This window comes from Roseateles sp. (assembly GCF_036486225.1).
In the GTDB taxonomy this organism is placed as follows: Bacteria; Pseudomonadota; Gammaproteobacteria; order Burkholderiales; family Burkholderiaceae_C; genus Roseateles.
In genome coordinates this window covers 1-10,711 of sequence record NZ_DASVNZ010000114.1, presented here as the reverse complement: position 1 = coordinate 10,711, position 10,711 = coordinate 1, and the positions used below count along the sequence as shown (strand labels likewise).

The following is a 10,711-nucleotide window of genomic DNA, read 5'->3' as shown; positions in this document are numbered from 1 at the left end:
GCGGCCGACGGGCTGGGTCGCGCTGCTGGCGCTCGTCTATGGCGTGCAGACGGTGCTCGCATGGCTGCTGCCGCGCTGGTTCGGCGGCGGCGAGGCCCCGTCCAAGGACCGCGCCGGTCTGAGCGCGCGCCAGTTCATGGTCAGCATCGGTGCCGACCTGATCCTGTTCACGGCGCTGCAGCTGCAGGACCCGGGCGGGCCTTACGGCGCCTTGTTCTTCATGCCCGCGTTGATGGCCGGCGCCTTGCTGCCGCGCCTGCGGGCGCTGGGCTGCGCGGCGCTGCCGAGCCTGGTGCTGCTGACCCTGTCCGGCTGGGCCGTGCTGAGCGAGCGCGACGGCGCGTTGCGCATCAGCCAGGCCGGCCTGCTGGGTTGCGGCCTGTTCGTCGTCACGCTGCTGTCCAACGAGATCGCCTCCCGGCTGGCGCGCGAGGAGCGCGCCGCGCGTGGCAGCCTCGAGTACGCCCGCCAGCAGGCCGACCTGAACCGCCTGGTCATCGAGGAGATGGAGGAGGGCGTCCTCGTCGCGGACCGCCGCGGCCTGGTGCGCACCGCCAATCCGGCGGCGCGCGCGCTGCTGGCCGAGGGCGCCTCGCTGCGCTCGGGTGCGTTCCGGCTCGACACGACGCCGGCCTGGAAACCCTTGCTGCGCGCGATCGAGAAAGCATTCGGGGGCGAGCAGTGGCCCGAACCGGGCCGGGACCTGCTGCTGGACTTCGGCCGCGGCAAGCAGCGCTCGCTGCGCGTGCGCATGCGTTTCACGCAGCGGCCGGTGGACGGCGACGACCTCTGCGTGCTGTTCCTCGAGGACAACCGGATGCTCGAGGCGCGCAACCGCCAGGAGAAGCTGGCGGCGATGGGGCGTGTCTCGGCCGGCATCGCGCACGAGATCCGCAATCCGCTCACGGCGATCGCGCAGGCGAACGCACTGATGGCCGAGGACCTCGCGGACGACCCGCGGCTGGAGCCCTTGACGCGGATGGTGACGTCCAACGTCGAGCGGCTCAAGCGCCTGGTCGACGACGTGATGGAGGTCGCGCCGGGCATTGCGCCCGTGTCGCTGACGCTCGCGATCGCGCCGCTGGTGCGCGAGTACTGCGCCGACTGGGCCACGACGCAGCGTCTGCCCGAGGGCGACGCGAGCCCGCTGCGCATCGAGGTCTGGCGCGACGGATTGCTGGTGAGCTTCGAGCCCGAGCATCTGCGCCGCGTGCTGATCAACCTGCTGGACAACGGCCTGCGGCACGCGCGGCCCGGGCCCGGCGCCTTGCGCGTGCAGCTGGCCGAGTCGGACGAGTGGGTGCGTCTGTCGGTGTTCAGTCGCGCCGAGGCGATCCCGCCCGAGGTCGAGCGGCATCTGTTCGAACCCTTCTTCTCGACGCGCAGTCGCGGGTCGGGTCTCGGCCTGTACATTTGCCGCGAACTTTGCGAACGCTACGGCGCCCGGATCAGTTACCACCGCCATCCCGCCCCTGCCGGCGCCGCGCCGGACGCCGAAGCCAACGAATTCCGCGTGCTGCTGCCGCGACCGGTGACGCCGGCCGGCCTGCTGGCCTCGATCCCGTCCGCGGGACCCGACTCCTATTTCCCCGATACCGAACTCCATGAGCGCTGATCCCCGCCTGCTGGTCATCGACGACGAGCCCGACCTGCGCACCCTCTACGAGATGACGCTGCTGCGCGAAGGCTTCACGCTGGACAGCGCCGGCACCGTCGAGGACGCGCTGGAGTTGCTCGGCGCGCGCCGCTACGACGCGGTGATCACCGACATGCGGCTGCCCGACGGCAGCGGGCTGGACATCCTGCGCTGGCTCGAGCAGCAGGGGCGCAGCGAGCGCGCGCTGGTGATCACGGCCTACGGCTCGGCCGAGAACGCCGTCGAGGCCCTCAAGGCGGGCGCGTACGACTACCTGACCAAGCCGGTCGACCTGCGCCAGTTCCGCATGGTGGTCGCGTCGGCGCTGGGACGCGCGTCCAAGGCCGAAGGTCCGGTGCCGAAGCCGTTCTCCTCAGCCCCGCCGGCCGCGGCGCCGGGGACGATGACGAGTGTGGCGATGGGTTCATCGACGGGTGTGGCGATGAGCGGGTCGCCCGCCGCACAGACGCGCGGCTTGGCCGCCGAAGCGGGAGACGACGGGTTCGCGCCGACCGCGCCGGCGACTTTCGACATGCTGCCCCCGGCGGATGCGCCCAGGCCCGGCACGCCGGAACGGCGCAAGGCGCCCCGCCCGGCGCCGCCGCTGACCGGTTCCACGTCGGCGCTGGCGCGGCTGGTCGGCGATTCGGCCCCGATGCGTCAGGTGCGCGAACTGATCGAGAAGGTCGCGCGCAGCATGGCGCCGGTGCTGATCAACGGCGAGTCCGGCACCGGCAAGGAACTGGTCGCGCGCGCGATCCACGATGTCAGCGCGCGTCGCCCGCACCCGTTCATCGCGGTGAACTGCGGCGCGATCCCGGAGCAGCTGCTGGAGGCCGAATTCTTCGGTTATCGCAAGGGCGCGTTCACCGGCGCGAGCGAGGATCGCGAGGGCTTCTTCCAGGCCGCGCAGGGCGGCACCCTGTTCCTCGACGAGATCGGCGACCTGCCGATCGCGATGCAGTCCAAGCTGCTGCGCGCGCTGCAGGAGCGCTCGGTGCGCCCGGTCGGCGCGGTGTCGGAGATCCCCGTCAACGTGCGCCTGCTCAGCGCCACGCACAAGGACCTGACGGCGGAGGTCGCCGGCGGCCGTTTCCGGCAGGACTTGTATTACCGGCTCAACGTCATCCAGATCCGCGTGCCGCCGCTGCGTGAGCGCATGGAGGACCTGGCGCCCATCAGTGCCCGGATCCTGCTGCGCATCGCCGCCGACGCCGGCGTGGAGCCGGTGCCCGCGCTGACGTCTGCCGCCCTGGCGACCTTGTCGCGCTACAGCTTCCCCGGCAACGTGCGCGAGCTCGAGAACCTGCTGCATCGGGCGCTGGCGCTGTCCAGCGGCGACGGGATCGACCTGGCCGACCTCGGGCTGCCCGACAGCGTCCTGGGCCTGGACGACGCGCCGACCGACACCGCCTTCGGCGGGACCGATGCGTCGCTGGCCGCCGCGCTGCCCGCCGAGGCTGGCCACGGCGCGCCGCTGCCCTCCGACCTGGCCGTCTACCTGGACGAGGTCGAGAAGCAGATCCTGCTGCGTGCCCTCGAACGGCATCGCAACAACCGCACGGCGGCCGGCGCCAGCCTGGGTCTGTCGCTGCGCCAGATGCGTTACCGCATGGCCCGCCTGGCGATCTCCATCGGCGGCGACGAGGCCTGACCTCAATCGAATTCCCAAGGCCCTCGGGCAGCGAGTGCTGGTGGGGCCGGAATGATGCTTGAGGGTCCTGGAGGGAGCCCTCATGCATCGTGGAGAGCCCGCGCTTGGCCTCCCCGCATGCCCCCGCCGCTGGCCCTCACCCCACCCTCTCCCGCAAGCGGGAGAGGGAGTCAGAGCGCCGCAGCACTTCGACCCTTCCCCCGCAATCGGGCAGTCCTGAACGTGCGCCCTCCGACCTTGAAATGCGCGCATTGCGACCATGACCCCACCGCCGGTGGCGGCTAGGGGAAGGTCCTCATCCGGACTTGTCCTACCCCCTGGGGACACCCTGCGAAGTCGTCATCGGATTGCCATCGTCGCAAGCGCAGCAACCATGGGCGTTCGCAGCGCATTCGGTCCGCCAGCCCGCGTGGATCCTGGCGCTCCGGACACGATGCGCGAATCCATCGGGGATGTGCGGGGTCAGGTCTTCCGGCTAGCCCAGCGGGTATCGGACGTCAAGCGGGGAGGACGCTACCGCTAGTTCCTTGAAGGTCCAGTGACCACTAGATATAGTGTTTTGCATGCTATCCTGCTGACTTCGCAAACACGGCGATGAATGCTCCATCAGAAGTCTTGTCCGCAGTGCCGGCCCCCCAGCCGGCGGCGCGGAATCATCAAGTCCAGGCGCATCTTCAGCATCGCGAACACCACCTGACCCCCTGATCGTTTGGCCCTTCGGAAAAGCCGGGCCGGGCGCAGCTTTTTTTGTTTCCAGACCAGAACGAGGAACCCATGCAGACAGTCGCCGCCACACCGACCGCTGAAACGGGCCTGGCGCAGGCTCCCCGCGAGTCCGCCGCCGCTTCGGCCAGCTTCCCGCAGCATCAGATCATCCGCCGCAACGGCGCGGTGGTGCATTTCGAGCCGAGCAAAGTGGCGGTGGCGATGATGAAGGCGTTCCTCGCGGTGCACGGCACCAGCGGCGCCGCCTCCGCGAGCGTGCGCGAGACCGTCGACGCGCTGACCGACTCCGTGACCCGCGGCCTGCTGCGTTCGCGCCCGGCCGGCGGCACCTTCCACATCGAGGACGTGCAGGACCACGTCGAGCTGGCGCTGATGCGCGGCGGCCACCATGAAGTGGCGCGCGCCTACGTGCTGTACCGCGAGCGCCGCACGCAGGAGCGTGCCCGCCAGGGTGAGCAGCAGCAGGCTGCCGTGCTGGAGTCCGGCATCTCGGTGACCGAGAACGGCGTGCGCGTCCCGCTCGACCTGAACAAGCTGGCCGCGCTGATCGCGTCGAGCTGCGAGAACCTGGGCGCCGACGTCAAGCCGGACCCGATCCTGGCCGAGACCAAGCGCAACCTGTACGACGGCGTGCCGATCGACGAGGTCTACAAGGCCGCCATCCTGGCCGCCCGCACGCTGATCGAGAAGGATCCCGGCTACACGCGCGCCACGGCCCGTCTGCTGATGCACACGATCCGCAAGGAGATCCTGGGCGAGGAAGCGACGCAGGCCGAGATGGCCACCAAGTACGCCGACTACTTCCCCGGTTTCATCAAGAAGGGCGTGCAGGCCGAACTGCTGGACGAGAAGCTGCAGCAGTACGACCTGGTCAAGCTGGGCGCCGCGCTGAAGGCCGAACGCGACCTGCAGTTCGACTACCTGGGCCTGCAGACGCTGTTCGACCGCTACTTCCTGCACGTCGACGGCACCCGCATCGAACTGCCGCAGGCCTTCTTCATGCGCGTCGCGATGGGCCTCGCGCTGGGCGAGATCGACCGCGAAGCGCGCGCCATCGAGTTCTACGAAGTCCTGTCGACCTTCGACTTCATGAGCTCCACGCCGACGCTGTTCAACGCCGGCACGCGCCGCTCGCAGCTGTCGAGCTGCTACCTGACGACGGTGGCCGACGACCTGGACGGCATCTATGAGGCGCTGAAGGAAAACGCGCTGCTGTCGAAGTTCGCCGGCGGCCTGGGCAACGACTGGACCCCGGTCCGCGCGCTGGGTTCGCACATCAAGGGCACGAACGGCAAGTCGCAAGGCGTCGTTCCGTTCCTGAAGGTGGTCAACGACACGGCCGTCGCCGTGAACCAGGGCGGCAAGCGCAAGGGCGCCGTCTGCGCGTACCTGGAGACCTGGCATCTGGACATCGAGGAATTCCTCGAGCTGCGCAAGAACACCGGCGACGACCGCCGCCGTACCCACGACATGAACACGGCGAACTGGATTCCCGACCTGTTCATGAAGCGCGTCATCGAAGGCGGCGACTGGACGCTGTTCAGCCCGTCGACCTGCCCGGACCTGCACGACCTGTTCGGCAAGGCCTTCCAGACCGCTTATGAGGCGTACGAAGCCAAGGTCGACCGTGGCGAGCTCAAGCTCTACAAGCGCATGCCGGCCCGCGACCTGTGGCGCAAGATGCTGACGATGCTGTTCGAGACCGGCCATCCCTGGATCACCTTCAAGGACGCCTGCAACATCCGCAGCCCGCAGCAGCACGTGGGCGTGGTGCACTCGTCCAACCTGTGCACCGAGATCACGCTGAACACCAACGACAACGAGATCGCGGTCTGCAACCTGGGCTCGGTCAACCTGTCGCAGCACGTCAAGGACGGCCAGATCGACCAGGAGAAGCTGAAGCGGACGGTGTCGACGGCGATGCGCATGCTCGACAACGTCATCGACATCAACTATTACGCGGTCAAGAAGGCACGCGACTCGAACCTGCGCCACCGTCCGGTGGGCCTGGGCATCATGGGCTTCCAGGACGCGCTGTATCAGCTGCGCGTGCCCTACGCCTCCGACGCCGCCGTCGAGTTCGCCGACCGTTCGATGGAAGCCGTCTGCTACCACGCCTACTGGGCCTCGACCGAGCTGGCCGCCGAGCGTGGCCGCTACAGCAGCTATCGCGGCTCGCTGTGGGACCGCGGCATCCTGCCGATCGACTCGCTGGACCTGCTGGCCGAAGCCCGCGGCGGCTACGTCGACGTGGACCGTTCGTCGACGCTGGACTGGGACGCGCTGCGCGCCAAGATCGCCCGCGACGGCATGCGCAACAGCAACTGCGTGGCGATCGCGCCGACGGCGACGATCTCCAACATCATCGGCGTCGACGCGTCGATCGAGCCCTGCTTCGGCAACCTGTCGGTGAAGTCCAACCTGTCGGGCGAGTTCACCGTCGTCAACGAACACCTGGTCCGCGACCTCAAGAAGCTGGGCCTGTGGGACGACGTGATGGTGATGGACCTCAAGCACTTCGACGGTTCGCTGCGCCGCATCGACCGCGTGCCTGAGGAACTGAAGCAGCTCTACGCGACCGCGTTCGAAGTCGACACCGTGTGGCTGGTGGAAGCCGCTGCGCGCCGTCAGAAGTGGATCGACCAGGCGCAGAGCCTGAACATCTACATGGCCGGCGCGTCGGGCAAGCGCCTGGACGACACCTACAAGCTGGCGTGGCAGCGCGGTCTGAAGACCACCTACTACCTCCGCACGATGGGTGCGACGCACGCCGAGAAGAGCACGGTGCAGAACGCCGGTCAGCTCAATTCGGTGAGCAGCGGTGGTGGTGGTCTGAGCGCTGCGCCGACCGCGGTCGCGCCGATTTCCGTCGCTCCGATCGCTGCATCGACGGCACCGGATCTCGGCAATGCGACACCGGCCACCGACGTCACGTTCTGCGCGATCGACGACCCCGGTTGCGAGGCCTGCCAGTAATCGAAACAGGAGGTGTCGGCGTCCAGCGCCGACACCTCCGACGCTCGCGATGCGAGTGTTCATCGATGTTTGCGGCGATCGGCGGTTTTCTCCGCGACGCTTGCAAGCGATCGATGAACGCTTGAAACGACGCCCCGCCGCGCTCATCAAGAGGCGCGCAGCACACGGTCCCACGCAGCAAATGCGATGCGGACCAGCAACAGCGAAGCGGCGTCAAAGTCAAGAAGTCCTTTGTGTTTGAACACAACACTCCGATAATCCGCGACCATAGGAAGACCACCATGCTGGTTTGGGAAGAAGACCGTAAATCCTCGAGCAACGCGCCGCAGTCGGGCGCATCGATCAACGCAGCGACGCCCGCCGTCGCGCGTGATGCCGCCACCGCCGCGGCTGGCTCGGTGTCCTCTTCTGCGTCGTCCTCCGCGGCTCCCGTCGCCGATGCCGTCGAGCGTCGCGTCAACGTCGCCGACAAGCGCATCATCAACGGCCAGACCGACGTCAACCAGCTGGTGCCGTTCAAGTACAAGTGGGCGTGGGAGAAGTACCTCGCCACCTGCGCCAACCACTGGATGCCGCAGGAAGTGAACATGTCGCGCGACATCGCGTTGTGGAAGGACCCGAACGGTCTGACCGACGACGAGCGCCGCCTGATCAAGCGCAATCTCGGCTTCTTCGTCACCGCCGATTCGCTGGCCGCCAACAACATCGTGCTGGGCACCTACCGCCACATCACGGCGCCCGAGGCCCGCCAGTTCCTGCTGCGCCAGGCCTTCGAGGAAGCGATCCACACGCACGCCTACCAGTACATCGTCGAGTCGCTGGGCCTGGACGAGAGCGAGATCTTCAACGCCTATCACGAGGTGAAGTCGATCCGCGACAAGGACGAATTCCTGATCCCGTTCATCGACGCGATCATGGATCCGAACTTCGTCACCGGCACGCCCGAGAACGACCAGACGCTGCTGAAGTCGCTGATCGTCTTCGCCTGCCTGATGGAAGGCCTGTTCTTCTACGTCGGCTTCACGCAGATCCTGGCGCTGGGTCGCCAGAACAAGATGACCGGCGCGGCCGAGCAGTACCAGTACATCCTGCGCGACGAGTCGATGCACTGCAACTTCGGCATCGACCTGATCAACCAGATCAAGCTCGAGAACCCGCACCTGTGGACGCCTGAATTCCGCGCGGAGATCAAGGCGCTGTTCCAGAAGGCCGTGGAGCTCGAGTACCGCTACGCCGAGGACACCATGCCGCGCGGCGTGCTGGGTCTGAACGCGGCCATGTTCAAGGGCTACCTGCGCTACATCGCGAACCGCCGTGCGACGCAGATCGGCCTGGAACCGCTCTTCCCGAACGAAGAGAACCCGTTCCCGTGGATGAGCGAAATGATCGACCTGAAGAAGGAACGCAACTTCTTCGAGACGAGAGTGATCGAATACCAATCGGGCGGCGCCCTGTCCTGGGACTGAGTCCCGGTGCGGAGCGACCCTCGAGCATTGTTTGTTGAAGAAGAGATCAAGATTGGCGATGCACCCTGAGACCGACGCAGAAGCGGCTCAAGCGCATCGCACCCCGATTCACCGCACCGCGGAGCGCAACTCCCGCGCGTCGTGGGCGGTGAATACCTGCACCGGCATCAACCGGTTGATGACGGGCAGGGCTATTTCCACTTGATCAAGGAGAACTGAAATGGCAACTGCGAAGAAGGCCGCTCCGGCCAAGAAGGCGGCTCCGGCCGCGAAGAAGGCTGCTGCGAAGAAGGCTCCGGCCGCGAAGAAGGCAGCCCCGGCGAAGAAGGCTCCGGCCGCCAAGAAGGCCGCTCCGGCCAAGAAGGCTGCTGCGCCGGCGAAGAAGGTCGCTGCGAAGAAGGCAGCGCCGGCGAAGAAGGCCGCGGCTCCGAAGAAGGCTGCTGCTGCGAAGAAGGCAGCGCCGGCGAAGAAGGTTGCAGTGAAGAAGGCTGCACCGGCGAAGAAGGTGGCTGCCGCCAAGAAGGCTGCACCGGCCAAGAAGGTCTCCGCCGCCAAGAAGCCGCCGGTCAAGGCCACCGCCAAGGCTGCGAAGCCCGCTGCGAAGCCTGCCGCCAAGAAGGCTGCTGCGCCGGCGAAGAAGGCCGCTGCTCCGAAGAAGGCTGCCCCCAAGGCTGCTGCCGCTGCGAAGCCTGCTGCCAAGCCCGCTGCGAAGCCGGCCGCCAAGAAGGCTGCTGCGCCGAAGAAGGCTGCCGCCAAGCCTGCCGCTGCCCCTGCCGCCAAGCCTGCCGCTGCTCCGGCACCGGCCGCGAAGACCGCGCTGAGCCCCCAAGCCGCGTGGCCCTTCCCGACTGGCAACAAGCCCTGAGCTTGAACGATGACCGGGCCTTCGGGTCCGGTCCTCTCCAAACCCGGCCAAGGCCGGGTTTTTTCTTTTGGGCTACGGGTAGAACAGCTCGACCGAGTAGCCGCTGATCTTCTGCGTGCCGCTGTCGAAGACCACCTGCAGCTGCTGATCGGTCCCCGCGGGCAATGCCGTGCGACCGGCCTGCATGTCCGTCGGCGACAGCATGCGACGCACGACGAGCACACCGCTCGCGTCGGTCAGGCTCAGGTCCACCCACGGCTGCGCGACTTCCCAGTTGCTGCGATTGCGCAGGCTGATGCTGAAGCGGTAGTGGTTGCCGGCGCCGGCGGGATTGAGACTGCTGCTCTCCACGCTGAGCGCCTCGATGTGCTGCCAGGGCTTGATCTCCTGACCCATCGCCTGCGCGACGGAGACGAGCATCGGCTTCGCCTCCGGGTACTGCGCGGCGATCGCTTCGCGTGCGTGCCACAGCAGCTGACCCATCAGCCCCAGCGCCAGCACCGTGGTCGCGGCGCCCAGGGCGAGGCGCACGCCGGGACGACCCCAGCGGCGTGCCGATTCGGCCTGGCGCATGAAGCTCGGCAGCTGATCCGGCATCACGCTCGGGGAGCCTTGCGCGGAGGCCGCGTCGGCCATCGCCGCACGGGCGGCCATCAACTCGGACTCGGCGGCCAGCACCGTCATCGTCGTCTCGGGGCTCTCCGTCGGCGCGCGCTCGCGGCGGCGTTTGAACAGCGACCAAGAGCGACGCGGCTTGGCGGGTTTCTTCGGCGTCTGCCTTGCCGCTTCCTTGGCGGCTTCCTTTGCCGCCTTCCTCGCCGCGATCTTGGCGGACTTCGCGGCGCGCTTCGCGTCGGCGATCGTGTCCTCCTCCGCCGCCATCATCGAGGAGCTCGGCTCGAGCGACGGTTCCACGCCCGGCGACAGCTCGTTCGCGCGCAGTTGCGCGGCGGTGGCGGGGCTGAGTGCGAGCGTCACGTCCGGCCGCTCGTCGTCGTCGATCATCGGCGGCGGCAGCTCGTCCTCTTCGAAGCGCATGCCCTTGGGTTCGGGCAGGTGCTCGCGCGGGTCGGGCGCCGCCGGCGCGTCGAGGAAGGGCTCGCGGCGTTCCTCGAACGACGGTTCGTCGAAGCGCGATGCCGAGGCTTGGAAGCGCGCATCGACGACGTCGTCCGTCGGTGCGCTGTCGGGCACGCGACGCGGCGGGGCGAAGGGATTCAGCGACTCATCGTCGGCCGCCATCCAGCCGCTGTCGCGCGGTGCCTGGTGGTGCGTCGGTGGTTCCGGCGCGAAGGCCGGCGCGGGGGCGAAGACCGGCGCAGGCGGCGGCGGCAAGGGTGCGGGCCGGCTCGGTGCGAAGTCGCCGGGATGCGAGGCGTGGGCGGGCG

The 10,711-nt window shown here is 68.1% G+C and carries 6 protein-coding genes; 5 read left to right on the top strand and 1 reads right to left on the bottom strand.

Going from position 1 to position 10,711, the window contains the following annotated elements; translation table 11 throughout:
• The 5 genes from VF536_RS08145 to VF536_RS08125 form a co-directional block, all read left to right on the top strand.
• A partial coding sequence (locus VF536_RS08145) for a sensor histidine kinase (protein ID WP_331614323.1) occupies window positions 1-1,615 on the top strand: 1,615 nt, incomplete at its 5' end.
• Entirely contained in the window at window positions 1,605-3,290 is a 1,686-nt protein-coding gene (locus tag VF536_RS08140) for a sigma-54-dependent transcriptional regulator (protein ID WP_331614322.1), read from the top strand. The genes VF536_RS08145 and VF536_RS08140, both read left to right, overlap by 11 nt.
• Window positions 3,291-4,064: 774 nt before the next feature.
• On the top strand, window positions 4,065-6,992 hold the full coding sequence (locus tag VF536_RS08135) for a ribonucleoside-diphosphate reductase subunit alpha (protein WP_331614321.1): 2,928 nt from the start codon (window positions 4,065-4,067) through the stop codon (window positions 6,990-6,992).
• A 281-nt stretch (window positions 6,993-7,273) separates the two neighbouring features.
• Window positions 7,274-8,458 (top strand): ribonucleotide-diphosphate reductase subunit beta, encoded by a 1,185-nt coding sequence (locus tag VF536_RS08130; protein WP_331614320.1) that lies wholly within the window; start codon window positions 7,274-7,276, stop codon window positions 8,456-8,458.
• Between the two features lie 220 nt (window positions 8,459-8,678).
• The gene (locus tag VF536_RS08125; protein WP_331614319.1) at window positions 8,679-9,323 is read left to right on the top strand and encodes a histone; all 645 of its coding nucleotides are present in this window, start codon (window positions 8,679-8,681) and stop codon (window positions 9,321-9,323) included.
• A 72-nt stretch (window positions 9,324-9,395) separates the two neighbouring features.
• Here VF536_RS08125 and VF536_RS08120 read toward each other — a convergent pair.
• Window positions 9,396-10,711 (bottom strand): DUF3426 domain-containing protein (locus VF536_RS08120; RefSeq protein ID WP_331614318.1); only part of this gene is annotated, 1,316 nt, incomplete at its 5' end.

Bases quoted from the DNA above. Each gene is read 5' to 3' on its own strand.
- VF536_RS08135 (WP_331614321.1), top strand. From the start codon at position 4,065: ATGCAGACAGTCGCCGCCACACCGACCGCTGAAACGGGCCTGGCGCAG.
- VF536_RS08125 (WP_331614319.1), top strand. From the start codon at position 8,679: ATGGCAACTGCGAAGAAGGCCGCTCCGGCCAAGAAGGCGGCTCCGGCC.
- VF536_RS08140 (WP_331614322.1), top strand. From the start codon at position 1,605: ATGAGCGCTGATCCCCGCCTGCTGGTCATCGACGACGAGCCCGACCTG.
- VF536_RS08130 (WP_331614320.1), top strand. From the start codon at position 7,274: ATGCTGGTTTGGGAAGAAGACCGTAAATCCTCGAGCAACGCGCCGCAG.